22 protein-coding genes are annotated in these 25,381 nt (G+C 69.2%); 8 read left to right on the top strand and 14 right to left on the bottom strand.

What is annotated here, in order from left to right; genetic code table 11:
• Positions 1 to 9: 9 nt before the first annotated feature.
• Together chrA and AC1Q6E_RS04340 are read right to left on the bottom strand one after the other, a co-directional pair.
• A complete protein-coding gene (gene chrA, locus AC1Q6E_RS04345; RefSeq protein WP_492572352.1) occupies positions 10 to 1,239 on the bottom strand; it encodes a chromate efflux transporter in 1,230 nt (409 codons plus the stop codon).
• A 5-nt stretch (positions 1,240 to 1,244) separates the two neighbouring features.
• Complete coding sequence (locus tag AC1Q6E_RS04340; RefSeq protein WP_152796678.1) at positions 1,245 to 2,180, bottom strand: LysR family transcriptional regulator; 936 nt, start codon at positions 2,178 to 2,180, stop codon at positions 1,245 to 1,247.
• Between the two features lie 99 nt (positions 2,181 to 2,279).
• Here AC1Q6E_RS04340 and AC1Q6E_RS04335 point away from each other — a divergent pair, with 99 nt between their 5' ends.
• The 3 genes from AC1Q6E_RS04335 to AC1Q6E_RS04325 all read left to right on the top strand — a co-directional run bounded on the left by AC1Q6E_RS04335 (position 2,280) and on the right by AC1Q6E_RS04325 (position 4,684).
• The gene (locus AC1Q6E_RS04335; RefSeq protein WP_492572264.1) at positions 2,280 to 3,155 is read left to right on the top strand and encodes an aldo/keto reductase family oxidoreductase; all 876 of its coding nucleotides are present in this window, start codon (positions 2,280 to 2,282) and stop codon (positions 3,153 to 3,155) included.
• A gap of 76 nt (positions 3,156 to 3,231) precedes the next feature.
• Entirely contained in the window at positions 3,232 to 3,690 is a 459-nt protein-coding gene (locus AC1Q6E_RS04330) for an Rrf2 family transcriptional regulator (protein WP_296559312.1), read from the top strand.
• A gap of 109 nt (positions 3,691 to 3,799) precedes the next feature.
• Complete coding sequence (locus AC1Q6E_RS04325) at positions 3,800 to 4,684, top strand: NAD(P)/FAD-dependent oxidoreductase (RefSeq protein ID WP_152796675.1); 885 nt, start codon at positions 3,800 to 3,802, stop codon at positions 4,682 to 4,684.
• A gap of 29 nt (positions 4,685 to 4,713) precedes the next feature.
• Here AC1Q6E_RS04325 and AC1Q6E_RS04320 read toward each other — a convergent pair whose 3' ends face one another.
• The 8 genes from AC1Q6E_RS04320 to AC1Q6E_RS04285 form a co-directional block, all read right to left on the bottom strand.
• Positions 4,714 to 5,922: an MFS transporter gene (locus AC1Q6E_RS04320; protein ID WP_492572263.1), complete on the bottom strand. Its 1,209-nt coding sequence runs from the start codon at positions 5,920 to 5,922 to the stop codon at positions 4,714 to 4,716.
• A gap of 18 nt (positions 5,923 to 5,940) precedes the next feature.
• On the bottom strand, positions 5,941 to 6,570 hold the full coding sequence (locus AC1Q6E_RS04315; RefSeq protein ID WP_152796671.1) for a TetR/AcrR family transcriptional regulator: 630 nt from the start codon (positions 6,568 to 6,570) through the stop codon (positions 5,941 to 5,943).
• Positions 6,560 to 7,006 (bottom strand): hypothetical protein, encoded by a 447-nt coding sequence (locus tag AC1Q6E_RS04310; protein WP_492572262.1) that lies wholly within the window; start codon positions 7,004 to 7,006, stop codon positions 6,560 to 6,562. Before AC1Q6E_RS04310 ends, AC1Q6E_RS04315 begins: the two co-directional genes overlap by 11 nt.
• 93 nt (positions 7,007 to 7,099) lie before the next feature.
• On the bottom strand, positions 7,100 to 8,602 hold the full coding sequence (locus AC1Q6E_RS04305; RefSeq protein WP_492572261.1) for a PepSY domain-containing protein: 1,503 nt from the start codon (positions 8,600 to 8,602) through the stop codon (positions 7,100 to 7,102).
• A 9-nt stretch (positions 8,603 to 8,611) separates the two neighbouring features.
• Entirely contained in the window at positions 8,612 to 10,810 is a 2,199-nt protein-coding gene (locus AC1Q6E_RS04300) for a TonB-dependent siderophore receptor (RefSeq protein ID WP_152797775.1), read from the bottom strand.
• Positions 10,811 to 10,906: 96 nt separating this feature from the next.
• On the bottom strand, positions 10,907 to 11,317 hold the full coding sequence (locus tag AC1Q6E_RS04295; protein ID WP_296559320.1) for a DUF2946 family protein: 411 nt from the start codon (positions 11,315 to 11,317) through the stop codon (positions 10,907 to 10,909).
• A 160-nt stretch (positions 11,318 to 11,477) separates the two neighbouring features.
• On the bottom strand, positions 11,478 to 13,310 hold the full coding sequence (gene nhaA, locus AC1Q6E_RS04290; RefSeq protein WP_492572260.1) for a Na+/H+ antiporter NhaA: 1,833 nt from the start codon (positions 13,308 to 13,310) through the stop codon (positions 11,478 to 11,480).
• Between the two features lie 34 nt (positions 13,311 to 13,344).
• A complete protein-coding gene (locus AC1Q6E_RS04285; protein WP_492572259.1) occupies positions 13,345 to 14,547 on the bottom strand; it encodes a low temperature requirement protein A in 1,203 nt (400 codons plus the stop codon).
• A gap of 159 nt (positions 14,548 to 14,706) precedes the next feature.
• On the opposite strand from AC1Q6E_RS04285, the gene AC1Q6E_RS04280 reads away from it, so the two are divergent.
• Positions 14,707 to 15,339, top strand: a complete 633-nt coding sequence (locus AC1Q6E_RS04280) for a LysE family translocator (RefSeq protein ID WP_152796654.1) — start codon at positions 14,707 to 14,709, stop codon at positions 15,337 to 15,339.
• Here the strand turns inward: AC1Q6E_RS04280 and AC1Q6E_RS04275 are convergent.
• Positions 15,336 to 17,237 carry an ABC transporter ATP-binding protein gene (locus tag AC1Q6E_RS04275; protein WP_152796652.1) on the bottom strand — a complete coding sequence of 634 codons (1,902 nt, stop codon included), beginning with the start codon at positions 17,235 to 17,237 and terminating at the stop codon, positions 15,336 to 15,338. The genes AC1Q6E_RS04280 and AC1Q6E_RS04275 overlap by 4 nt on opposite strands.
• Before the next feature lie 367 nt (positions 17,238 to 17,604).
• Between AC1Q6E_RS04275 and AC1Q6E_RS04270 the strand changes: the two genes are divergently transcribed.
• On the top strand, positions 17,605 to 18,507 hold the full coding sequence (locus tag AC1Q6E_RS04270) for a ketopantoate reductase family protein (protein WP_492572258.1): 903 nt from the start codon (positions 17,605 to 17,607) through the stop codon (positions 18,505 to 18,507).
• 67 nt (positions 18,508 to 18,574) lie between these two features.
• A complete protein-coding gene (locus AC1Q6E_RS04265; RefSeq protein ID WP_366058923.1) occupies positions 18,575 to 19,504 on the top strand; it encodes an ion transporter in 930 nt (309 codons plus the stop codon).
• 49 nt (positions 19,505 to 19,553) lie between these two features.
• Here AC1Q6E_RS04265 and otsA read toward each other — a convergent pair whose 3' ends face one another.
• From otsA to AC1Q6E_RS04250, 3 genes are all read right to left on the bottom strand, one after another.
• On the bottom strand, positions 19,554 to 20,915 hold the full coding sequence (otsA, locus tag AC1Q6E_RS04260; protein WP_152796648.1) for an alpha,alpha-trehalose-phosphate synthase (UDP-forming): 1,362 nt from the start codon (positions 20,913 to 20,915) through the stop codon (positions 19,554 to 19,556).
• Between the two features lie 11 nt (positions 20,916 to 20,926).
• Positions 20,927 to 21,673: a trehalose-phosphatase gene (otsB, locus tag AC1Q6E_RS04255; RefSeq protein WP_492572257.1), complete on the bottom strand. Its 747-nt coding sequence runs from the start codon at positions 21,671 to 21,673 to the stop codon at positions 20,927 to 20,929.
• A 227-nt stretch (positions 21,674 to 21,900) separates the two neighbouring features.
• Positions 21,901 to 22,857, bottom strand: coding sequence for a LysR substrate-binding domain-containing protein (locus tag AC1Q6E_RS04250; RefSeq protein ID WP_152795520.1), 957 nt, complete (start codon positions 22,855 to 22,857; stop codon positions 21,901 to 21,903).
• A 123-nt stretch (positions 22,858 to 22,980) separates the two neighbouring features.
• Here AC1Q6E_RS04250 and AC1Q6E_RS04245 point away from each other — a divergent pair, with 123 nt between their 5' ends.
• Complete coding sequence (locus AC1Q6E_RS04245) at positions 22,981 to 23,949, top strand: Bug family tripartite tricarboxylate transporter substrate binding protein (protein WP_492572256.1); 969 nt, start codon at positions 22,981 to 22,983, stop codon at positions 23,947 to 23,949.
• A 25-nt stretch (positions 23,950 to 23,974) separates the two neighbouring features.
• Positions 23,975 to 25,276 (top strand): sulfatase family protein, encoded by a 1,302-nt coding sequence (locus AC1Q6E_RS04240; RefSeq protein WP_152795522.1) that lies wholly within the window; start codon positions 23,975 to 23,977, stop codon positions 25,274 to 25,276.
• Positions 25,277 to 25,381: the final 105 nt, after the last annotated feature.

The raw sequence follows: 25,381 nt of genomic DNA, 5'->3' as shown, positions 1-25,381 counted from the left end.
CCCGGGCCCTCAGCCCGCCAGCAGCCAGCCTCCCAGTGCCGCCAGCGCCACGACCGCGACGGGCGGCACGCGGCCCACGACCAGCAGCCCGAAGGCGGCCAGCGCCAGCGCGAAATCGGCGCGGCCCTGGATGGCGCTGGTCCAGACAGGATCGTAAAGGGCCGCCAGCAGGATGCCGACCACGCCCGCGTTGACGCCCGCCAATGCGGTCTGGATGTCGCGCCGCTGGCGCAGGCGCTCCCAGAAAGGCAATACGCCCACGAGCACCAGCAGCGCGGGCAGGAAAATCGCGGCCAGCGCGGCCAGGCCGCCGGCCCAGCCATGCAGCGGCCCCTGCGCCACGGCACCCAGATAGGCGGCGAAGGTGAACAGCGGCCCGGGCACGGCCTGCGCCGCGCCGTAGCCCGCGAGGAAATCCGCATTGTCGACGAGGCCGGTGGGCACGACCGTGGCTTGCAGCAGCGGCAGGACCACGTGCCCGCCGCCGAAGACCAGCGCGCCGGCGCGATAGACGCCATCGAAGAACGCGACGAGCGCGGACGCACTCGCGGCGGCCCAGGCCGGCAGCAGGGCCAGCGGCAGCGCGAACAGCAACAGGGCCGCGACACCGGCACGGGGGGAGATCGGGTAGGGATGGGCGGGAGCCGGGGCAGGCGCGGGCAGGTCCAGCAACCACCGGCCGAGGAGGCCGCAGGCCGCGATGGTGGCGACCTGTCCCGCAGCCGAGGGGGCAGCCAGTGTCGCCAGCGCGGCCAGCATGGCCAGCCCCGCCCGCGCCCGGTCGGGACACAGCGACCGGGCCATGCCCCAGACCGCCTGCGCGACCACCGCCACGGCCACGATCTTCAAGCCGTGCACCCAGCCGGAGGCGGCCATGTCGCGGTAGCCGGCCATGCCGTAGGCGAACAGGACCAGGACGAGGGCCGAAGGCAGGGTAAAGCCCGACCACGCGGCGAGCAGGCCGGGCCACCCGGCGCGCCGCAGCCCCAGCGCCATGCCGACCTGGCTGCTGGCTGGCCCCGGCAGGAATTGGCACAAGGCCACGAGGTCCGAATAGCTGCGGTCGTCCAGCCAGCGGCGGCGCTCGACGAATTCGGCGCGGAAATAGCCCAGGTGCGCGACAGGGCCGCCGAACGAGGTCAGCCCCAGCCGCAGGAAGACCAGGAAGACCCGCCATGCGCCGTCGCTGCGGCGCGAGTCGTCGCGGCCTGGAGGGGGCGGAGGCGTGTCGATGGGCATCGTGGTCATCGTGGGATGGGTTTTCGGGTTGGCGGGCTGGCGCTTTCGTGCGCGCGGACGAAGTCGATGAAGGCCCGCAGGGGCGACGGCAGGTGCCGGCGGCCGGAATAATAAAGGAACGGGCCGGTGAACGGACGCCACCAGGACTTGAGCAGGGGTTCCAGCGTGCCGTTGTCCAGGTCGGGCTGCAGCCAGCCCTCGAACAGGTGGATGATGCCCAGCCCGTCCCGCGCTGCCTGGACGGCGAGATCGACGCCGCTGCCCAGGCTGACCAGCAGCGGTCCGGTGGGTTCCACGCGCAGGACTTCCCCCTTGCGTTCGTATTCCCAGGCGGGCTGGGCGCCGCTGGCGAACTGGCCGCGCAGGCAGATGTGGCCGAGCAGGTCGCGTGGATGCCGGGGCCGGCCGTGCGCCGCCAGATAGGCGGGCGCGGCGGCGGTGGCGAAGCGCTGCCAGCGCGGGCCGATGGGGATCGCGATCATGTCTTGTTCAAGTCGTTCGTCGTAGCGGATGCCGGCGTCGCAGCCGGCGGCGAGCAGGTCCACGAAACCGTCTTCGACCACGATCTCGAGCTTGATGTCGGGATAGGCTTGCAGGAAGGGCGTGACGAGGGGAGAGAGCACCAGGCGCGCGGCGCTGAGCGGGACGTTCAGGCGCAGGGTGCCGGCAGGCCGGTCGCGGAATCCGTTGACGACGTCGAGCGCGGTTTCCACTTCGCCCAGCGCGGGTACCAGCCGTTCGACCAGCCGCGCGCCGGCTTCGGTCGGCGTCACGCTGCGGGTGGTGCGATGAAGCAGCCTGACGCCCAGCCGGGCTTCCAGCCGCCGCACCGCCTCGCTCAGGCTGGAGGCCGACGAGCCGCTGGCGCGGGCGCCTTCGCGAAAGCCCCCGGCGCGAACCACGGCCAGGAACGCGAACAAGTCTTGGAGCGGTGCTTGCATTGTGCGGAATTCCGTACGGCCTGTGCTGATTACACCAGATTATCGATCGGCGCGGCGATGTCTATAGTGTGAGCCATCCACGCTTTCCGGAGAAATGCCATGACCGATCTGAAGCAGGCGGGCAGTTTTGCCCTGGGGGACCGTCCCGTGCGCCGCATGGGCTACGGCGCGATGCAACTGGCAGGGCCGGGAGTGTTCGGGCCGCCCCGGGACCGCGCCGCGGCGCTGGCCGTGCTGCGCGCCGCGATCGAGGCCGGCGTCGACCACGTCGACACCAGCGATTTCTACGGTCCTCACGTCACCAATCAGTTGATTCGCGAAGCCCTGCATCCCTACCGGGACCTGACCATCGTGACCAAGGTCGGCGCGGTGCGCGGGCCCGATGCCTCGTGGAACCCGGCGCAGAGTCCCGAACAGCTGACACGGGCCGTGCACGACAATCTGCGCAATCTCGGCCTGGACGTGCTGGACGTGGTGAACCTGCGCATCATGGGCGACGTGCATGCGCCGTCGGAAGGGTCGATCGAGGCGCCGTTCGCCGCGCTGGCGCAATTGCAGCGGCAGGGGCTGATCCGCCACCTGGGCCTGAGCAATGCGACGGCCGCGCAAGTGGCCCAGGCCCGGCGCATCGCGCCCATCGTATGCGTGCAGAATCATTACAACCTGGCGCACCGCGCGGACGATGCGCTGATCGATCAATTGGGCAGCCAGGGCATCGCCTACGTGCCTTTCTTCCCGTTGGGCGGCTTCTCGCCGCTGCAATCGGGCATCCTGGACCGCGTGGCGGAGCGGCTGGCGGCGACGCCGATGCAGGTCGCGCTCGCCTGGCTGCTGGCGCGCGCGCCCAACCTGCTGCTGATACCGGGGACGTCTTCGCTGGGGCATCTGCGAGAGAATCTGGCGGCCGCCGCGCTGGTCCTGCCCGCAGATGCCATGGCGGAGCTGGACGGCATCGGGCAGGAGGGCCGCGCCTAGGACCACGCGGGCGTGGTGGCAAAGATGCGTTATCGTCCGGGCATGAATCCGATCATGCCCCCGACAAGACCCACGCGTGAGAACCGATAGCCGCCTTTCCCGGATGCTGCACGTGCTGCTGCACATGGCCAGGGACGGCCAGTCCGTGACGTCCGCCCAGATAGCCCAGATGCTGGGCACCAACGCCGCCGTGGTCCGCCGGACCATGGCGGGCCTGCGCAAGGCGGGCTACGTGCAGTCCGAGAAGGGCCATCGAGGCGGCTGGCGGCTGAACTGCGATCTGGCCACCGTCACGCTGCTGGACATCCACCGCGCGGTGGGGGGGCCCAGGATCTTCGCGATCGGCGCGGACCATGTCCATCCCGACTGCGCGGTCGAACGTGTCGTCAACGCCGCGCTGGCCGGTGCGCTGGAAGAGGCGGAAGCCTTGCTCGTCCGGCGATTGGGCGCGGTGACGCTGGCCGACCTCGCCAGGGAATTCGACCAGATCTGCCGCTCGGCCCCGTGGGGCCTGGCGGACCATCCGCAGCCTTGAAAACGCCAGGATAAGGATGGCCCCGGACCCTGAAGGGGTATCGGGCCCTCGTCCCGGATTTTTATGTATCATTTAAAGATACGTGAAATTGGCGAAGCAAGGAGAGCGCATGGATTACGACGTGATCATCATCGGCGGAAGCTACGCGGGGCTGTCGGCGGGCTTGCAACTGGCCCGTGCCCGGCGCCTCGTGCTCGTGATCGATGCCGGCGAGCGTCGCAACCGGTACGCCCCGTTGTCGCATGGTTTCCTGACACGCGACGGCGAAGCGGGGGCGGACATCGCCGCCATTGCCCGGGACCAGTTGCGCAAGTACGAGACCGTGGCGTGGCTGGATGCGCGCGCGGATGCGGTGGCGCAGGCGGGCGACGGGTTCGCCGTGTCGGTGGGAACGCAGGTGCGCAAGGCGCGGCGTCTCGTGCTGGCGACGGGCGTGAAAGACGAGCTGCCGGATCTGCCGGGACTCGCCCAGCGCTGGGGAACCCACGTGTTCCATTGCCCGTATTGCCATGGCTACGAGTTGCAGCAGGGCCGCATCGGCGTGCTGGCATTGTCCGAGATGTCCATGCACCAGGCGCTGATGTTGCCCGACTGGGGCGCGACGACGCTGTTCCTGAACGATGCCTTCGAGCCCGATGCCCAGCAGCTCGCGCTGCTGGCCGGGCGTGGCGTGGCCATCGTGCGGGGGAAGGTGGCGCGGCTCGATGGCGACGGTGTGGCGGTGGTCATGCGGGACGGCAAGGCCCATGCGCTGGACGGCCTGTTCATCGCGGCCCGGATCCGGTCGTCGGGGCTGGCCGAGCAACTGGGCTGCGTGATGGAAGAAGGGCCGTGGGGCAGCACGATCAAGACCGATGCGACCAAGGCCACGAGCGTGCCGGGTGTGTTCGCATGCGGCGACACGGGCCGGCCCGCCGGCTCGGTGGCGGCGGCGGTGGGCGACGGCGCGATGGCGGGCGCCGCGGTTCACCGTTCGCTGATGTTCGGGCTGTAGCAGAACGATGGGGCGGCGCGGAAGGGCCGTCAGGCCCTGATCCGAGCGGGCCAGGCCGCGACCAGTACCAGCAGGAGGGCGGCCAGCGCGTAAGGGACGCCCGGGCCGGCTTCGTACAGGAGGGTGCCCACCAGCGGCCCCAGGACGATGCCCAGGCCCTGCGCGGCGCCCACCGACCCGGCGGCCGCGCCTTGTTCGTGCGCCGCCACGGCGTTCGATGCCATCGCGGCGAAGGCCGGAAACATCCATCCCATGCCCGCCGCGGCGACGAAGAACGCGGCTTCCAGCATGACGCCGCTGCTGGCGAAGGGAACGGCGCCGAAACCCGCCGCGCCGATGAGCGCGCCGGCGCGGATCAGGCGTCGGGTGCTCCAGCCCAGCCGGCGCACCGCCAACTGCGCGACGATGAGCGCTACGCCCACCATCGCCAGGGCCAGGCCGGCGGTGCGGGCCGCGGCCTCGGGCGCGAGGCCCAACTGATCGATGGCGAAAAAGCCCACGGTGATCTGCGCCATGGAAACGCAGAACATGCCGACAAAGGCGACGGCCATCGGCCGGCGCAGCCTGGGGTCGGCCAGGCGCAGTCCCGCCGTGGCGGTGCCGTGGGCGGGGCGCGAGTCGGGCAGTGCTTTCCAGAGCAGCGCCAGCCCGAGCAGGGGGAGCACCGCGATCAGGGCAAGGGGCAGCGACAGGCCCAGCGGCGTGAGCGCCGCGACGACGGCCGGTCCCAGCACCAGGCCGATGGCATTGGCCGCGCCCAGCGAGGCCATGGCGGCTGCCCGCCGCTCGGCGGGGAGGCGATCGGCCACCAGGGCCTGGCTGACCGAAGGGATGGCCGCGAAGAATGCACCCACCGCGCCCCGGGTCAGGACGAGGCCGGCGAAGAACAGGTTGGCCGCGGGAAGGAGGTAGAGCGAGACGATGGCGACGGCGCACATGGCCCAGTAACTCACCGCGAAGCCGCCCACGCCCGCCAGCAGCACGCGGCGCCGGCCCAGCCGGTCGCTGGCGGCGCCCCAGGTCCGGGCCAGCAGCATCCACAGCACGCCGCCCACGGTGATGACGGCGCCGGCCTGCCATGCCGCCAGGTGCAGCAGCCGCGCGATGGGACCGATGACCGAGACGAAGCCCATCATCGCCATGGTGCAGGTCATGTAGGCGATCAGCAGGGGACGGAAATCGAACGCCGGAGCGGTTTGCGGGATCGGCGTGGCGGGGGCGGCGGGTATTGGAGTCATTGGTGGCGATGCGTGGTGTCAACAGGCGCGCAACGCCGCGGCAAAAGTATCGGTCAAGCGGCGCACGATGCGCGCCCGCCCCGTCGTGGAGCCGCGCGCGACGGCATCGTCGGCCAGTCCGTGCATGGAATGGAACATCATGATCGCCATCGCGTGGCTGTCGGCCACGCGCCAGGCGCCGGCCTCGGCGCCGGCTTCCAGCAGGGTTTCGAGCTGCGTGATGATGGGATTGTCCTTCATGAGCTCGCGGCTGGCCGGATGCGGATCGTGGAAGAGCATGTCGTGCAGCATGACCTGGTCGAGCAGTCCATCCAGCATGGCGGCGAACCAGGCGCGCAGGCGGGCGTTCCATCCTTTTTCGCCGGGGGCCGCGCGGCGCCGCACGGCGGTGTCCACGCGCTCGCAGAAGCCCTGGATGAAGCGTTCCCGAAGCGCGCCCAGCAGTTCCTCCCGCGATGAGAAGTACAGGTAGAACGTTCCCTTGGAGACCTGGGCGCCCGCGGTGATGTCGTCGACGCTGGTCTGGGCCACGCCCTTCCGCAGGAAGAGGCGTTCGGCCGCGTCCAACAGCTCGACGCGCCGGTTCTGCGGCGCGCGCACGCGCGGCCGCGACGCGGTGGACGCGGCTCCGGAGGGTTCAGCGGGCATTCGTTTTTCCTTGTATGGCTGCCGTGGCCACCGCGTCGTCGAAGGGCAGGCCGCGCGGCGCGAACACCCGGTCGCGCAGCCAGGCCAGCGCCGAGGGCAGGTCGGCGAAGGTCGCGGCCGGGACGCCGAACAGCTTCTCGATGTTCATCCGGGAGACTCGTTCGAACTCTTCGGGCGGGACGACGTTGGCCATGCCCATGACCTGATCACGTATGGCCGGTGCCTGCCGGCCGAACCATTGCTTGACGTGCTGGGCGGCGCCGGGAGGGTGGGTCAGCGACGCGGCGTCGGCGAACACGCGCAGGGACGCGAAGGGCTGTTCGCGCGCCAGCCATTCGTCCCAGGCCTGGCTGAAGGCCTGGGTATCCGCCAGCGTGGGGGCGCCGGTGGAAACGCTGACGACGAGCGGCCAGTGCGCGAGATCGTGGTGTTGCATGACGAGCCTCTTATCCGGTGACGAGCCAATGGTGATTCCCTATTAATGAGAATCGTTATCATTGTTGAATAATGACTGGCGGTCATTAGCTTGTCAAGCCCGGAAGCGATGCCCGGAGAGGCGCAGCCTGCGCCAGCCTATGACGAGACCCGTGGCGCTCAACGCGAAGCCCCCGAGGTTGAGCAGGATCATGACCGCGTCCCATAGCGGCCGGCGCTCCAGCAGCGGCAGCCAGTCCCAGCTGTGCAGCATGGCGAACAGCCAGCGCGAGGCGCGGCGAGGGCGGTCGGTACTGTTCAGGACGGAGCCGGTGTGCGGGTCCAGGTGCACCCAGGTCGCGGCGGGATCGTCGAATTCGATGCGCCACACCGGCAGCGGCTTGTCGCCGCCACCCGTCATGGTGTGCGGGGCCCGGTCGTAGTAGTGGAGGTCGTAGCGATCGAGCACCTGGATGCGGGCGACGGGGGCGGCGATGAGCCCCGCCGCCGCGCGACGCAGCTCGTCGGCGTCCAGGCGCACGGCCTGCGCGGTCCGGACGTCGAGCAGCGTGGGCCGGCCGGCCGGACCATAGGCCAGGACAAGTTCGCGCCCCAGGCGGTGGACCCAGCGCAGTTCGCGGATGTCGCCGCCTGCCAGCAGCGCCTGCACGGAGGCCGCGCCGGCGGGCATCGCGCCCATGTCGCCGTACACGGCGGCCATCGACGGCCCGCCGCGGCCGCTGCTGAACAGTCCCCATGGATTCATGGACATCAATCCGCTGAACATCCACGTCAGCGTGGTCAGCGCGAATGCCAGTCCCGCCAGGTGGTGCCAGCGCATCATGCCTGCCCGGTACGGCGAGCGCGAGCCGCTGCGATAGGGGCGCGCGAAGCGCCAGCGCAGCAGACCGACGACCGTGCCGGTCAGGGCGACGGCGATGCCGGCGATGGACAGGGCATCGACGATGGTGGCCCAGTGGCGGTCGAAGAGGTTGCCTCGGAATGGGTAGAGCCAATGGATCCACGCGCCCGCGTAGTTCCAGAAGCGCTCGGTGCGCGTCGCGTCGCGCACGACCTCGCCGGTGCGGCTGGAAACGTACAACTGCGTGCCCGCTTCGTCGTCCAGCAACACGCGGTGCAGCGGCCGGTGCGCGTCGAGGGCGCGCGAGTGCGTATGCGCATCCTCGTCCACCAGGCCCGCATAGTGCGCCCGGACGGCGCCGCCCCCGTAGGCAGCCGCGCTGGCCAGGGCGTGCGCCGCATCGATCCCGCCCAACATCGCCCCGGTCGTGGCATCGATGGCCACGGGCGTGCCGGCCCGGGAGCCGTCCGCCAGCGTGGCCAGGTAGACCGGCCGGCCGGCGCTGGCGGCCGCCAGCCGCAGGTCTTTCGGGGCGGCGGCGATACCGGCCGCGGCCAGTGCCTGGCCGGGGCCGAGCAGGGGCGCCGCCGGGTCCAGCGGGGGAAGGTGGCGCAGCCGCTCGGCGGCGGTGAGCTTGGGGTAGCCGACGTACATCATGACCACGCCCGAGGCGAACCACATGACGAAGAACGCGCACATCAGGATGCCCATCCACCGGTGCAGCAGATAGAGCCAGCGCTTGAGGCGGGAACGCATGGCGGTCTCCTAGAACGCGATCCGCAGGCTGACGTCGGCGGTACGGGGCGCGCCCAGGTAGGCCATGGTCGGCGTCATGTTGGCGGCATAGACCTTGTCGGTCAGGTTGCGGATGCGCGCCACGATAGCGGTGCGGCGATCGATCCGGTAGCTCACGCCCAGGTCCACCAGCAGGTAGGCGGGCCAGGACACCGTATTGGCCGCGTCGGCGTACACGCGGCCCACGCGGCGCAGTCCGACGCTGGCCTGCAGCGCGGGCGTGACGGCATAGGACACCCACAGGTTGGCGACCGTGGCCGGCGTGTTGGTCGGGCGCTTGCCCGCCAGCGACACGCCGCCCTGGGTGTAGTCCTCGTAGCGCGCGTCGACGTAGGCGATGTTGCCCTGGATGGACCAGCGCCGGTCGGGCTGCAGGCCGACGGCCAGTTCCAGTCCCCGGGAAGACTGCTCGCCCACGAGCAGGGTCAGGCTGCTGTCGTTCGGATCCTGGCTGGCGATGTTCCGGCGCGAGATGCGATAGGCGGCCAGCGTGGCCGTTCCCTTGCCTTCCCAGAAGTCCAGCTTGCCGCCCACCTCGGCCTGGCGGCCCGAGGTCAGTTCGCTGTTGTTGCGTACGTCCGCGAACGAGGCGGTGGACAGCACGCCCGACGGTGGATCCGCGGCGGTGGCGTATTGGGCGTAGAGCGCCGCGTCCTGCGTGACGTCCCAGACCAGGCCGATGCGTCCGGTGGTCGGTTGGTAGCTGCGGCGGAACTCGGCGGGGTTGGCGGCAGTGACCTCGCGCCGGTTGGTCAGGTCGAGCTGGATGCGTTCGTGGCGCAGCGCGGTGATCAGGTGCAGGCCGGGCCGCAGCGCGGTGCGGTTCTCGGCATAGACCGCGAGGGTGCGCACCTTGTTGTCGCGGTCGGGCCGGAAACCCGGGGACATGCCGGGAATGTCGAAGAAATGTTCGGTGTCGTAGTCGTAGGGATTGACCGTGCTGATGGGGCCGGACAGGCTGTTGGGGAAGCGGGTCTGCCGGTTCACGCTGACATCCACGCCGAAGGCCCAGTCGCTTTTCAGGCCGGCGATCTCGCCGCGGTAGATGCCGTCGATGCGGTTGCCCACCAGGTGCTGGTCATGCCGCTGCAGCAGCGCGCTCGACCGTATTACGGCCGTGTTGTCGGCGTTGAAGCGATAGTTCTCGACGTTGCGGTAGTCGCGCAGGGCGTCGTACACGTAGAAGGTGTTGCGCCATTGCAGCTTGTCGCTGACCCGCCATTCGGCGATGGAGCGCAGCCATTGCACGCGCTGGATGTACACCCCATCGGCGCTGTTGTAGTTCTTGAAGCGGGTGCCGTCGTCGATGCGCGCGGAGCCGGCGATCGGATTGAGCAGCGGCGTGCCCCAGTAGGGGCGGTCGACGTGCTCGTGCTGGTACTCGTAGGCCAGGGTATGGGTGAAGCCGTTGCCGAAATCGGACAGCACCGAGGCCGCGAACTGCGTGGCGCGCGTGCCCGTGCCGTCCACCCAGCTGTCGGCGTCGCGATGGTTGAGGTCCAGGCGCAGGTAGTGGCCCGGCCCGTCGGGATCGCCCGCGATGCGCCGGTTCAGCCCGATGGAGGCTTCCTTGAGTCCGTTGCTGCCCAGCCGCAACTGGCCTTCGGAGATGTCCTCGCGCCGGGCCAGCTTGGTCACATAGTTGATCGATCCGCCTACCGCGCCCGCGCCGAACAGGAAGCTGGAGGGGCCGCCGATGGCTTCGACGCGTTCGTAGATCCAACTGTCCACGGGACGCGCCGCGATGGAGTACTGGACGTTGATGCCGTTGAACAACTGGCTGATGGAGCCCGTGCCGAAGCCGCGGTAGCTCACGCCCACGTTGCCGGGCGCGTCGTGGGCGGTCACGCCGGGGATGGCGCGCAGGATTTCCTGGGTATTCTGCGCTCCCCGCGCCTCGATCGTGGCGCGGTCGACCACCGTAACCGAGGCCGGGGTTTCACGGGCCGTCAGGCCGAGGTTGCTGGCGGCTGCGGCGGGGGTGTCAAGGTTGAGCTTGCCGTTGGGCGTGTCGGCGCTGCCGCTGACTTCGATCGCGGGCAGGACATGTTCGGGAGCAGCCTGGGCATGGGCGGGCGCGGTGAGCGCCTGGCAGGCGCAGAGAATACCGGCGCATGCGAAACCGGGCAGGGATGGGCGTGGGGCGGCGCGATGCGCGCGCGGGCGCATCGGGGAAACGGGAGGGAACACGAACGACTCCTGGTCGGCCGCGCGCGGGGCGCGGCAGGGCGAAACGGCTCTGCCACGCGGGCAGGCCGGGCGGGGTCAGGAAGCGGACGTGAGAGGCGGAGCGCGGGAGGGAGGCGGGCGCGAAATGGGCGCCGTGCCCAACAGCGGAGCGGGGGGAAGCGCCGGGGCCTCGGCCGAGACGACGAGACCGACCAGGACCGGACCACCGCCTGGCGACGGCAGCGCGACGGCGGCATGGAGCCGGCAATATGGGCAGTCGGCGGATGTCGTGGCCGAGTCGTCCGGCGACGGCCTGGAGCCGTCGTCAGACAACTTGATCAGTTTCGGGCCGTAGACGCTGCAAAGTTCGACCCAGGTATCGGAGGGGCGGGCCAGCGTATTGGCGATGGCCGGCGCCAGCATCCCCCAGAGCAGCGCGAGCAGGACCAGCATCGCATAGCCGCGATGGAAGTCTTGCCTGACGAATCGGAGGGAGGGCCGATGCATGCTCGAGTCGGGTTCGTTGCCCCGGGGCGGGCGGGGCGGATAGGCGGGATGGCCGATCAAACGCCGGAGTATGAGCAGGAAATCCAGTGGCGTCAATTCTTCGGGGGCCGTCCGCCGGCACGCGGCCGCGGCACCCGCCCGCGTTGCGTGGGCCGGCGCGTCAGCCTTCGGCCGGCGGCCGCCCCGCGCCCCACAGAATGGCCACGCCGATCAGCGAGGACAGGATGGAGCCGATGAAGACCGCGACCTTGGCCGCGGCGAAATCGGCTTCCACCGGGAAGGCCTGTCCCGAAATGAACAGGGACATGGTGAAGCCTATGCCGGCCAGCGCCCCGGCGCCCACCAACTGCCGCCACGAGTAGTCGGCGGGTTTGCGCGCGATGCCCAGCCGGACGGCCAGCGCCGATGCCAGGACGAGCCCCAGCGGTTTGCCGACGACCAGTCCGGCGATGATGGCGAGCGACAGCTGGCCGTGGCTGGACAGGACATCGGGCGCAAGCGCCACGCCGGCATTGGCCAGGGCGAACAGCGGCAGCACGACATAGCTGGAGCGAGCGCCGGTCGTTCGCAGCAACCGGTCGGCGGGCGACTCCAGACGATCATGGATGGCGTCGAACGCGGCCAGCGCGGGCAGCGAGGGACCGTGCCGCAGAACCTCGCCGCTGCGGCGCGCTTCGGCTGTCAGGATGGCGTCGGCCTGGGCCACCAGCGTGGGCAGGTTGGGGGGCGGACGAGTCGGAATGAACATCGCCAGCAGCACGCCGGCCATGGTCGCGTGCAGGCCGCTCGCGTGGACGCAGGCCCACAGCAGGATGCCGGTCAGGGCGTAGGGCGCGACGCGATAGATGTGGGCCTTGTTGAGCAGCGCCAGCAGGCCCACCAGGGCCGCGGCGGCGGCCAGGTAGCCCAGGTTCAGCGAGCCGGAATAGAACAGGGCGACCACCACGATGGAGCCTATGTCGTCGACGATGGCCGCGGCGGTCAGGAACACCCGCAGCGCGATGGGGACGCGGCTGCCCATCATCGCGATCAACGCGATGGCAAAGGCGGTGTCGGTGGCCATGGGCACGCCCCAGCCGTGCGACCACGGACCGGCGGGAACGACCAGGCTGTAGACCAGCGCGGGCACGAGCATGCCGCCCAGGGCCGCCGCCACCGGCAGCGCGGCCGACCGCAGATTGGCCAGGTGGCCCACGGTGAATTCGCGCTTGATCTCCAGCCCCACGACCAGGAAGAAGATGGTCAGCAGGCCGTCGTTGATCCAGTGCAGCAGCGACATGCCGAAGCCGGCCTGCCCGAACGAGATGGCCAGGGGCGTTTCCCACAGCGCGGCGAAGCTCTCGCCCAGTTCTGAGTTCGTGAGCAGGACCGCCAGGGCGGCCGCGAGCAGGAGCAGCACGCCGGCCGACGGTGCCCAGCCCGCGAAGTCCTGCGCCACGCTGCGCAGGCGATGGCCCGGGGTCCGCAGCATGGCGTCGGTGAATGAACTTTCGTCCCAGGGGCCGTCGTAGCGGCGGCCGTTGATGAAGAAGGTGGGCGTGACCATGACCCGGCTGGCCCGGGCGCTGGCGACGTCGGCCTCGACCCGGGCCCGGGCCTGGGCGTCGCCGGCCGCCTGGGCCGCGCCGGCGGATGGAACGCCCAGTTCGCTGGCGACGAGAGACAGGTCTTCCTCGGACAGCGTGCGCGAATGCGTCATCAGCGTGACGTGGGCGTCCCAGAACTGGCGGGAGTCGCGCGCGTGCTCCGCCAGTTCCGCCGCGCGGCGCGCGATGTCGCTGCCCGGCAGCGGATAGTGCCGGAACACATAGCGCAGCCGGTCGCCCAGTTGATGCCGGATCTCGGCGATGCGCTCGTTGGCGGCCCGGCAGTACGGGCAGGCGTAGCTGCCATATTCGACCAGCGTGATGGCGGCATCGGCGGGGCCGAGGATGTGGTCCCGGGCGTCGTCCACCGGTTGGTCGAGCCGGGCGGTCAGGCTTTCTTGCGACACGTGATTCCCTTGGGTTGAGTGGCGCCGGGGCGATTCAATGGGCCAGCGGCGGCGAGGGTTGCCGGGCGCGCTGCCGCTGGAGGCGCCGTGTCTCCCACAGGCCGACGGCCGACAGCACCGCGGTGGTCAGCCAGCCCATGGCCAGCAGCGTCGCGGCGTAGCCCACGGGAACCAGGACCAGCAGCGCCACGGCGCCGGCCAGGTGCGAACGGGGAACCGCGCCGTAGACCACCTTCTTGTAGATGGCGCTGCCCAGCAGGTAGATGGCCGGGCCCGCGACCAGGACGAGGACCTGCGCGGTGCCCAGATGCTCGTGAGGGTGGGCCATGACGAGGTCGTTGCCGACCGCGGTGACGATGATGCCGGCCACGAGAATGGCGTGGATGTAGTGGAAATAGGCCCCGATGCGGCCGGGATCGGCCGAGCGCGTGATGGCTTCGGTCGCGTCCTTGCTGGAGGTGCCGAAATAGAGCCACCACATCGCCAGGGTGCCGAGAAAGGTGGCCAGTACGCCCGAGACGACGGCCGTGCTCCAGGTTCCGGTGTCCGCCAGCATGACGCCGGTGGCGAGCAGCGTCTCGCCCAGCGCCACGATCACGAACAACTGGCAGCGTTCGGCCAGGTGGCCGCCTTCGATGGTCCAGTCGCGGGTATGGGACCGTCCCATGCCCGGCAGGGCGAAGCCGAACATGGGTGAACCGTACTCGCACAGCACCGCGATCAACCACAGGACGGCGCGCAGCGTGTGCCCCTCGGCCATCGCTCCGGCTATCCAGAAGACGGCCGCGATGGCCAGCCATCCCAGCATGCGGCGGTAGTTGGCGGCCAGCGGATGGCCGGCGGGCAACTGACAGACGATGTACGCGGTCCGGCCCACCTGCATCGCGGCATAGGATCCGGCAAACAGCAGCGCCCGATCGCCGAAGGCCTCGGGCAGGCTGGCCGCCATGCACAGCGCGAGCAGCATGGTGGCGAAGAGCAGGCCCCGTATGCGCGGGGTTTCGGGGTCGAACCAGTTCGTGACCCAGCAGGTGTATTGCCAGCCCAGCCACACGGCGAGCCACAGGATCAGCGACTCGATCACGCCGGTGAGCGTCAGGTGATGCAGGAGCTGGTGGCTGATCTGTGTGACGGCGAAGACGTAGATCAGGTCGAAGAACAGTTCTTCGAAGGTGACGCGGGCGTGGTGCCCGTCGCGGTGGCGCAGCGGGGGATGGCGGTGGATGTCGGATGGCATGGTGGGGGCGGCCCGGCCGGGGATCGAACACGCGGTTTAAGATAGCCGGAAACGCCCGCGCCGCCTACTTTTCTTGTCGAGATCGCGGGATGGATCCCCGTCGCGTGTGCTGGCGGGCACATTCCAAGGGTATCCGCGCACCCGCACCAGGAGAAGACCATGCCCGATACGTCCAGCCTGCTAGCTTTCGGCCTGGTGGCCCTGGGGATGGCGCTGACGCCAGGTCCCAACATGATCTACCTCGTCTCGCGCTCGATCTCGCAAGGGCCGCGCGCCGGGCTCGTGTCCCTGGGCGGCGTGGCGCTGGGCTTCGTGTTCTACATGCTGTGCGCGGCACTGGGCATCACCGCGCTGGTCATGGCGGTGCCCTATGCCTACGATGCGCTGCGCGCGGGCGGCGCGATCTATCTGCTCTATCTGGCGTGGCAGACGGTCAAGCCGGGCGGGCGCTCGCCGTTCCAGGTGCGCGAACTGCCGCGCGATGGCGCGGGCAAGCTGTTCGCGATGGGGTTCCTGACCAATCTGCTGAATCCCAAGATCGCCGTGATGTACCTGTCGCTGCTGCCGCAGTTCATCCGGCCGGAGCAGGGCAGCGTCCTGGCGCAGTCCTTCGCGTTCGGCGCGACTCAGATCGCGATCAGCATCAGCATCAACGCGACGGTGGCCATCATGGCCGGTTCGATCGCGGCCTTCCTGGCGCGCCGCCCGCTGTGGCTGGTCGCGCAGCGGTGGCTGATGGGCACGGTGCTGGCGGGGCTGGCCGTGCGCATGGCCACCGAGGCGCGCCGCTAGCGGCCCGGCTCGGCCGGCGCGTCGGCCGGGTCTTCCACCAGCGGATCCGTGTCGGACAGCCAGTCATCGTCGGCGCTGCGCAATGCATTGCCGTCCAGCAACAGGCCCTTGGTCAGTTCCAGGGCCTGCTTCTCGAACAGCCGGCGATAGACGCCGTCCTGGATGCGGATCAGCGCCTCGTGCGTGCCTTCCTCGACGACGCGGCCCTTGTCCATCACCAGCAGCCTGTCGAGCGCGCGCACGGTGGAGAGCCGGTGCGCCACCACCAGGGTGGTGCGGCCTTCCATCAGGCGCTCCATGGCCTGCTGGATCAGCACCTCGCTCTCGCTGTCCAGGCTGGACGTCGCTTCGTCCAGGATCAGGATGGGCGCGTCCGCCAGGAAGGCGCGGGCGAGCGCCACGCGCTGGCGTTCGCCGCCCGACAATTTGATGCCGCGTTCGCCCACCAGGGTCTCGTAGCCGTTGGGCAAGGCCATGATGAAATCATGGGCGCTGGCCAGGCGCGCGGCGTGCTCGACTTGCGCCCGCGTGGCGTCCGGCCGGGCATAGGCAATGTTCTCGGCCAACGAGCGGTGGAACAGGATGGGCTCCTGTTGAACGATGGCGATCTGTTGGCGCAGCGAGGCCTGGCGGACGGTGGAGATATCCTGTCCGTCGATGGTGATGCGGCCGCCGCTGACGTCGTACAGGCGCTGGATCAGCTTGATGAACGTGGTCTTGCCCGATCCGGAGTGGCCGACCAGCCCGACCCGTTCGCCCGGCGCGATGCGTATCGAGAAATCGCGGTAAAGCGGGGTGTCATGGGTCCCGTAGCGGAAGTCCACGTGCTCGAAGCGGATCTCGCCGGGGCCGATGGCGATGGCCGGCGCGCCCGGGCGATCCTCGATGCCCAGCGGCTGGCGTTCCAGCGCGACCAGTTCCTCCATGTCATTGATGGAGCGTTGCAGGTTGCGGATATCCATGCCGACGTCGCGCAGGTAGCCCTGGAGCATGAAGAAGGTCGTCAGCGCGAAGGTGATGTCGCCCACGCTGGCCTGCCCACGCGACCACAGCAGCAGCGCGGTGCCGAGGATGGCGGCCTGCATCAGCACCAGCATGGTGCCCTGGACGCCGCCGTTGATCGTGCCGCGCACCCAGGTGCGCCGGGTGCGCAGGCGCCACTTGTGGATGACCCGCGCCAGGCGCGTTTCCTCGCGATCCTCGGCGCCGAAGGCCTTGACCACGGCGTTGCAGGTAATGGAATCGGCCAGCGCGCCGCCCATGCGCGTGTCCCAGGCGTTGGCCAGGCGCGCGGCGGGGGCGACGAAGCCGAGCGACAGCATGACGGTCAACGCCACGTACAGCAGGGATCCCACGCCGATCACTGCGCCCATGAGGGGCCAGGTGGCGCCCAGAAGAACGGTCGCGCCCGCCAGCATGACCAGCGACGGCAACAGGGCGACCAGCAGCGTGTCGTTCAGCAGGTCGAGCGCCCACATGCCCCGGGTGACCTTGCGCACGGTGGAGCCGGCGAAGCTGTTGGCGTGCCAGTCGGTCGAGAAGCGCTGCACGCGATGGAAGGCGTTGCCGGCGATCTTGCTCATCATCTTGAGCGTGAGGAAGGTCAGGCTCAGGAACACCACCTGGCGCAGCGCGGTGGCGCCCACCCCCAGCGCCGCCAGCACCCAGAAGGCGGCGATGGCGGCCTGCCAGGCCGCCGGATCGCTGGCCGCGCCCGACGCGACCGCGTCGACCAGCCGGCCCGCGTACAGCGGCGTCACCACGCTGGCCAGCGTCGAGAGCAGGACGGCGACGATGATGGTGAGGATGCGCCAGGGCTGTTCGGCCCAGTGCCGGAAAGTGAAGCCAAGGACGTCCTTGTAGGACTGTCCGCGGAAATCGAGTTTTTTCAATGCCATTTGCGACAGCCCCGGCTCGCGGTGGAGCGGGGTCTCCAAAGTCGGAACAGGGAACAGACGGGCCAGCGCGCGCTTGTGGCGTGCGAGGGGCAGAAAACCGTCCGGGAGTGTGTGCGGGCAGGAACGCCGCCCGCGGAGGCAACCTAGAGGTGCCGGGGAGCCGGTCCGGAGACGACGATGCGCGTGGTGTTCATTTTGCGTCTCCTTGGGTGAGGTGATGGATGTGAAGGCAGAAAGCCGAGCATAAAGTTTATCAATCCATGCCGGGCGAGGCAACGGCGGCTGCGGGAGGATGTGGCCATCGGCATACACTTGCCGATGTGGGCAAGGCCTGCTGGAAAGAAGGACTCCGGTTTCAGAGGTGGACATGAAGATTGCAGTGATGGGAGCCGGCGCGGTCGGCAGCTACTACGGCGCGATGCTGGCCCGCGCCGGCCACGACGTGGCCCTGGTGGGGCGCCCCGCGCACGTGGAGGCGGTCAGGAGGCAGGGTCTGCTGCTGGAAATGAAGTCTTTCCGCGGCCACGTGCCGTCGCGGGCCAGCGAGCGCCCCGAGGACGTGGCCGGCGCGAAACTCGTGCTGTTTTGCGTGAAGTCCACCGACACGGAAGACGCGGGCAGGCAGATCGCGCCGCACCTGGATGCCGATGCCGTCGTGCTCAGCCTGCAGAACGGCGTCGACAACGCCGAGCGGTTGCAGGCGCTGCTGGCCCAGCCGGTGGTGCCGGCGGTGGTCTATGTGGCGGTGGAGATGGCGGGAGCGGGGCACGTGCGCCACCATGGACGCGGCGAACTCGTGCTGGGGCCGTCGCCCCGCAGCGACGAGATCGCAGGCGTCCTGAGCGCGGCAGGCATCCCGGCCACGGTGTCGGCCAATGCCGTGGGCGAACTCTGGGCCAAGCTCATCCTCAATTGCGCCTATAACGCGCTGTCGGCCGCGACGCAGATGCCCTATGGGCGGCTGGTCGAGGGCACGGCGGTACTGGACGTCATGCGGGATGTGGTGGACGAGTGCCTGGCGGTGGCCGCGGCCGCGGGCGTGACGGTGCCCGGCGACACCTGGGAAGCGGTGCTGCGCATCAGCCGCAGCATGCCTACCCAGCTGTCGTCCACGGCGCAGGATCTGGCGCGCGGCAGGCCGAGCGAGATCGAGCACCTGAATGGCTACATCGTCCGCAAGGGCGGCGAGACGGGCGTGCGCACGCCCGCCAACCGTGTGCTCTACAGTCTGGTAAGACTGTTGGAGTCGCGCGAGGGCGCAGGGGGCTGAGCCCCGGCTCCGGACGGCGCGGGCTGGCCGGGCAGGGCGGCTTCCCCTATGATTTCGCTTGCCGGAAGTGGCGGCCCGCCGGGCCGCGGCTGGCGCGGGAGCGGTCGTGGCGCAGGAAAACCGATCGACGGAGCGCGACCATGGCATCGCCGAGGCTTTCGGCAGGCCGGATGCGGGGTGGCGGCGGTCGCTGTATGCGGTGATGTTCGAGACCGGCACGCCCGCCGGACGGCGGTTCGACCAGTTGCTGTGCGTGGTCATCCTGGCCAGCCTGGCGGTCGTGATGGCCGACAGCGTGGCGTTCCTGTCGCAGCGCCTGGACGGCCTGTTCGGGCCGCTGGAATGGGCCTTCACCGTGCTCTTCACGATCGAGTACGTGCTGCGGCTTTCGTGCGTGCGGCGCCCCCTGCGCTATGCCGCCAGTTTCTACGGCGTGGTGGACCTGCTGGCCTTCCTGCCCACCTACGCGGCGCTGCTGGCGCCCAGCCTGGCCTTCCTGATCGGCATCCGGGTACTGCGCCTCCTGCGTATCTTCCGCGTGTTCAAGCTGCGCCTGTTCACCGAGGAATACCTGACGATGGCCCGGGCGCTGCGCGCCTCGTCCCGCAAGATCATGGTCTTCCTGTCGGTGGTGCTGCTGATCGTCCTGGTCATGGGCACGGTCATGTACGTGGTGGAAGGGCCCAAGTACGGCTTCACCAGTATCCCGGTGGGCGTCTACTGGGCGATATCGACCATCGCGACGGTGGGCTTCGGCGACATCACGCCGCATACGGCGCTGGGCCGGCTCATCGCGTCGGTGATGATGTTGCTGGGCTGGGGCATATTGGCCGTTCCGACGGGCATCGTCACCATGGAGATGACGCTGGCCGAGAGCGCGCGGCGCCGGGCCGCGACGCGCGCCTGCCAGGCGTGCCTGACCCCGGGGCAGGACCACGACGCGAACTACTGCAAGCACTGCGGCGCGGCGCTGGAACAGCCGGGACGGGAAGCCTGAGCCGGCTCCGCGCATCAGTATCGGCGCGGGGCGGGCGCGCGTGGCAATGTCAGAGATCCGCCAGGAAGTGGTCGCGCCACTGCTTGATGTCGTTGTCCTTGAGCCTTTGCATCATGTGGCCGTGCCGCTCGCGCCGCTCCTCGAACGGCATGGCCAGGGCGCGGTCCAGGGCGCAGGCCATGGCGTCGATGTCGTAGGGATTGACGATGATCGCGCCGTCGGCGAGCTCGTCGGCGGCGCCCGCGAATTCGGACAGGACCAGCACGCCGGGATCCTCGGGTTCCTGGGCCGCCACGTATTCCTTGGCCACCAGGTTCATCCCGTCGCGCAGCGGCGTGACGAAGCCCACCTGCGAGGCGCGGAAGAACGACAGGAGCGCGGCGCGTTCATAGGCGCGATTCATGTAGCGGATGGGCGTCCATGAAAGTTCGGTCCAGCGGGCGTTGATGTGGCCCGCCGTGGTTTCGAGCTGCCGCCGGATCGGGCGATAGCCTTCGACGTCGGATCGCGAGGGCGGGGCGATCTGCAGGAAACTGACGTGGCCGCGGTAAGACGGCCGCGATTCCAGCAGCCGTTCGAAGGCATTGAAGCGCTCGACCATGCCTTTGCTGTAGTCCAGCCGGTCGACGCTGATGATGAGCTTGCGTTCCTGCAATCCTTGCTTGAGCGTGCCGACCAGTTTGGAGCGGCTGCGCGCCTTCGATTTGTTCTGGACGTCGTCGGGCAGGATGCCGATGGGATAGTGGCCCACGCGCACCGTTCCGGACGGCCCGCGCAGCGAGTCGCCTTCCCGCGGCAGCCCGAGGCGGCGTTGCGCATAGTCCCGGAACGCCTGCGCGTCGCCGCGGGTCTGGAATCCGATCAGATCGTACTCGCACAGTGCTTCGGCCAGGTCGCGGTGGGGCGGGATGGTGCGCAGGATGCCCTCGGGCGGGAAGGGCGTGTGCAGGAAGAAGCCGATGCGGTTGCGCAGCCCTAGGCGCCGGCAGGCGCGGGCGAAGGGGATGAGATGGTAGTCGTGTATCCAGAGCCGGTCGTCCTCGACGACCAGTTCCTTCAGCAGGCCGGCCAGCCGCTCGTTGACGGCCAGGTAGCCGGCGTATTCGCGGGCGTCGTAGCGGCTCAGGTCGATGCGGTAGTGGAAGGTGGGCCAGAGGGTGCCGTTGGCGAATCCCCGATAGTAGAGGTCATATTCACTGCGCGACAGGCCCGTGGTCGCGCAGTCGATGCGGCCGATGCGATGGACGACGACTTCGGCTTTCTCGGCCTCCTCGATCTTGCCGTTCCATCCGAACCACAGGCCCTCCTGCCGCTTGAGGGCATCGAGCACGCCGACCGCCAGGCCCCCCGCGCTGCTTCTGCCCTCGGCCGCGGAGGCCACACGATTGGAAACGATCACGAGTCTGCCCATGTCTTGACCGCCTATCCGTGGGGCCGCGCGCTGGCCGGGGATTGTGCCAGCAGGCTGTCCAGCCAGCCCGCGAGCGCGGCGGGATCGGACAGCCGCCACGATGCCAAGGTGTCGCCGCCGCCGATCTTGATCGAGACGCCGCCCAGGCGCGCGACGGTGGCGAAGGCCGCCTCATCGGTCAGGTCATCTCCCGCCATGACGGGCAGGCGGGACGAGAATGGCGCGATCGCCATGAAGCGCTCGATGGCGTTGCCCTTGTCCGCGCCGCGCGGCCGCACCTCGGCCACCATCTTGCCGAATTGCAGCACGTAGTCGGGTTCGAAGGCGGCGGCCGCTTCGGCCACTTCCCGGCGGATCCGCGATTCCTGCCCCGGTGCCTGCCGGTAATGGATGGCAAACGAAATGTCCTTGTCCTCGACGCGCGTGCCCGCGTGTCCGGCAGCGATCGCCCGCAGCCGCGCGAGCAGCCGGGCGGCCCGTTCCCGGTCCATCGGCACGGCCGAGACCTGTCCGTCGGGGCCGCGCCACTGGGCGCCGTGCAGGCCCGCCACCGGCACGCGCAGCGGATGCAGCAGGCGGTCCACCGTTTCGATCGTGCGGCCGGACACGACGGCCAGCGCGCCATCCGTGGCCGGCGCCAGGCGCCGCAGCAGCGCGATGGTCGAACTGGGGACCGAGGCGGTTTCCGGACCGGAGGCGATGGGGGCCAACGTGCCGTCCAGATCGAGGAAAAGCGCGCATCGGGCGAGATCCGGCATGCCTCGCCAGGCGGGGCCGCCTTCCCCGGCGGGGGCAGGGGTGGGCGGATCGCCATGGTCGGGTAAGGGAGGTCTGCGTGCTTTCGATCCGGTCATCGTCCGTTGACGCGTCATCCGCGTATCGTTTCGGCAACAGCAACAGATCGAATGTTAGGCAAGGGCGCGGCGGGAAGGGTGTTCATTTTGCGCGTTTTTGTTTCCAGTTATCTCCCCGCGCCACGAGCGCTTCAGCCTTCCCGCATCAGCGTGCGCCGGTTGCGGTTGCGCATTTCGCCGGCGACTTCGCGCACGACGTCGATGAACAGGCGGGCCCCTTCCGGCAGTTCGCCCGTGCCGAGGGTGGTCAGCCCCACGGCCGCCGAGGTCGGGCTGGTGTCCACCGGCAGGGCCCGCGCCAGGCCCTCGTCCAGGTCGGTTTCGATCACGCCGTAGGGGACGAACCAGATGGCATCCCCCGTGCGCAGCAGGCTGCGCGCCATGGTGGAGGAAAGCGTTTCCACCAGTTGCTGGGGGATGCCGATGCCGCTCGATTGCAGGAAGGTTTCGGCGGCCGGCCGGATATAGGTGCCCTTCATGGGCAGGATCATGGAGTAGGCGCGGACGTCGGCGGGCTGCAGGCTGGGGACGGACAGCAGCGGATGGTCCGGGCGCACGGCCATGACCAAGGGCTCCATGTACAGGTGCTCGAAGGAAATGCCCACCATTTCCGAGGGGTGGCTGATGCGGCCGATGACCAGGTCCAGTTCCCGCAGTTTCAGGCGCACCAGCAGATCGGCGTTGGTGCCGCCGTGGGCCGTGACCACGAGGTGGGAAAAGCGCGCCTGTATCTGGCGGATCGCGTTCGGGACCAGCGTGGCGGCCGCGGTGGGCAGGATGCCGATGCGTACGTGTTCGGGCGCTTTTTCGCCCGTGCCCAGCAATTCGAAGCCGTCGCGCAGCGCGCCGATGGCGAGCGCGGCATGGCGCAGCAGGATATGCCCGGCGGGCGTCAACTCCAGTCCCTTGCGATGGCGGAGCGCCAGCGTTTCGCCGGTGATCGCCTCCAGTTCGGCCAGGCTCTTGGAAACCGCGGAAGGCGTCTGAGCCAGGGCATCGGCGGCCTTGAGCACGCTGCGGTGGCTGGCCAGGGCGACCAGGCATTGCAGATGGCGCAGGCGCAGTCGGGGGTCGAGGGTGCGCAGCATGATTTCCTTTTGCTCAAGCAATTTGCGAAAAGATCAACCAATATTATCTCCTGCGCTTCTATGATGGCGCGGACAGAGCGGCGTCCGATGGCAGGGCACCGGCACAATCAGGAAGCATGGGAAATGTTGAAATCCAGGGTCGGGGCGCTGGGGCTGGCGTTTGTAATGGCCACTGCGGCGGGTGCGGCGTCGGCGCAGGGCAGCTATCCCGACAAGCCCGTCAGGTTCGTCGTCAATTTCACCGCGGGCGGTCCGCTGGACATCATGGCGCGGATGATGGGCGAACGGCTCAACGCCATCTTCAAGCAGCCCTTCGTGGTCGAGAACAAGACCGGCAGTGGCGGCAACATCGGCGCGGCCGCGGTGGCCAACGCCGCGCCCGACGGTTACACCGTACTGATCGGGCTGGATTCGACCTTCACGGTCAATCCCAGCCTGTATTCCTCGCAGGGCTTCAACCTGGACCAGTTGAAACCGGTGATGCGCCTGGCTTCCTCCGGGATGTTGATCGCCGCGCATCCGTCCGCCAAGGCCGATACGCTGAAAGGCCTGGTCGAGCGCGGCCACAAGGATCCGGTCACGTTCAGCTCGGCGGGGAACGGGTCGCCTGGGCACCTGAGCCTGAGCATGCTGCAACAGGCTACCGGCATGAAGATCAATCACATTCCGTATCGCGGCAACGCGCCGGCGGTGCTTGCGCTGGTGTCGGGCGAGGTCCAGGCCGCCGCGCTGGCCACGCCGGGCCTGCTGCAACACGTCAACGCGGGTACCTTGAAAGCCCTGGCCGTGACCGGCAGCCAGCGGTCGCCGCTGTTGCCGTCGGTACCTACCACGGCTGAACTGGGCTACCCTGAGGTCCGCCAGGATGTGCTGTATCTTGCGATGGTGCCGGCACAGACGCCGGATACCGTCGTCCAGACCCTGCGCAAGGCGATCGAGCAGGTGCTGGCGCAGCCCGACGTGCAGCAGCGCCTGCGCGCGATGGACTTCACGCTGGGCACCCTGGACGGCGACGCCGCCGCCAGGGAACTGGCGACCGTTCGGGACCGCTATGCAAAGATCATCAAGTCGGCCGGCATGAAGGTCGACTGACACCGGAACCCTAGAGTAAGCAAGTATGACCAACTTCATCTTCATCCTGGCCGATGATCTCGGCTACGCCGACCTGGGCTGCTATGGCGGCCGCAGGCCTGTGTCGCCCAACCTGGACCGCATGGCCGCGCGCGGCATCCGCTTCACGCAGGGCTATTCCAATTCGCCCGTGTGCTCGCCCACGCGCTTCGGCCTGATTACCGGCCGCTACCAGTACCGGCTGCGCGGCGCCGCCGAGGAGCCCATGACCGGGCGGTTCCGCGGCAGTACCGAAATCGGCCTGCCGCCGGCGCACCCCACGCTGCCGTCGCTGTTGCGCGAGCGGGGATATCGCACCGCGCTGATCGGCAAATGGCACCTGGGCTATCCCCCGCATTTCGGTCCGGAGAAAAGCGGGTACGAGTACCACATCGGTCCGCTGTCGGGCGGCGTCAGCTACTTCAGCCACGTGGACCGCATGGGCAAGCACGACCTCGTGCGCGACGGCGAGCCGGTCAACTACGACGGCCATTATTTGACGGACCTGCTGACCGACGAAGCCGAGACCTACTTGCGTGCGCGTGCCGGAGACCGCCAGCCGTTCCTGCTGAGCCTGCACTACACCGCGCCGCACTGGCCCTGGGAGACGCGCGCGCAGGGGGGGGCCAATCCCGACACCGACCAGGACATCCGCCACCTGGACGGCGGTTCCGTCCACATCTACGGCGAGATGATCAAGGCGCTGGACGAAGGCTGCGGACGCGTGCTGAAAGCGCTGGACGACCTGGGCCTGGCCGACGACACGGTGGTCATCTTCACCAGCGACAACGGTGGCGAGCGCTTCTCGGACACCTGGCCGCTGGTGGGCGGCAAGATGGACCTGACCGAAGGCGGCATACGCGTTCCCTACATCGTGCAGTGGGGCGACCGGATCGCGCCCGGATCGGTGTCCGCGCAGCACTGCATGACGATGGACTGGACCGCGACCATGCTGGACATCGCCGGCGTGCCGGCCCATCCCGGCTATCCGTTCGATGGCGTGTCCATGCTGCCGGTGCTGCGTGAGCCCGCGCACGAGTTCCCGCGCGAGCTGTTCTGGCGCATGAACTACCGCGGCCAGCGAGCCCTGCGCGATGGGCCGTGGAAGTACCTGGCGATCGAGGGCAACGAGTATTTGTTCGACCTGTCCGCGGACGAGCGGGAGCGGGCCAACCTGGCGCTTCGCCAGCCCGAACGCCTGGCGCGGATGCGCGGGCGCTGCGATGACTGGGATGCCGTGTTCGGCGCGATCCCCGCCGATGCCCGCAGCGAACTGGTCTATACGGAAAAGGACATGCCCAGCCGATAAGCCGGGCATGCCGGCCGGGAACCGGAAACGCGGTTCCCGGTCCAAGCGGCATGCGGCTTGGGCGGGCCGCGTCCGCATGCCGGCGGCGTACATGGCGAGGGTCAT

The organism is Pigmentiphaga sp. MLSB6-MA01, from assembly GCF_058793475.1.
The sequence above is the reverse complement of the archived record's forward strand: the minus strand, read 5'-3'. Positions and strand labels throughout refer to the sequence as shown.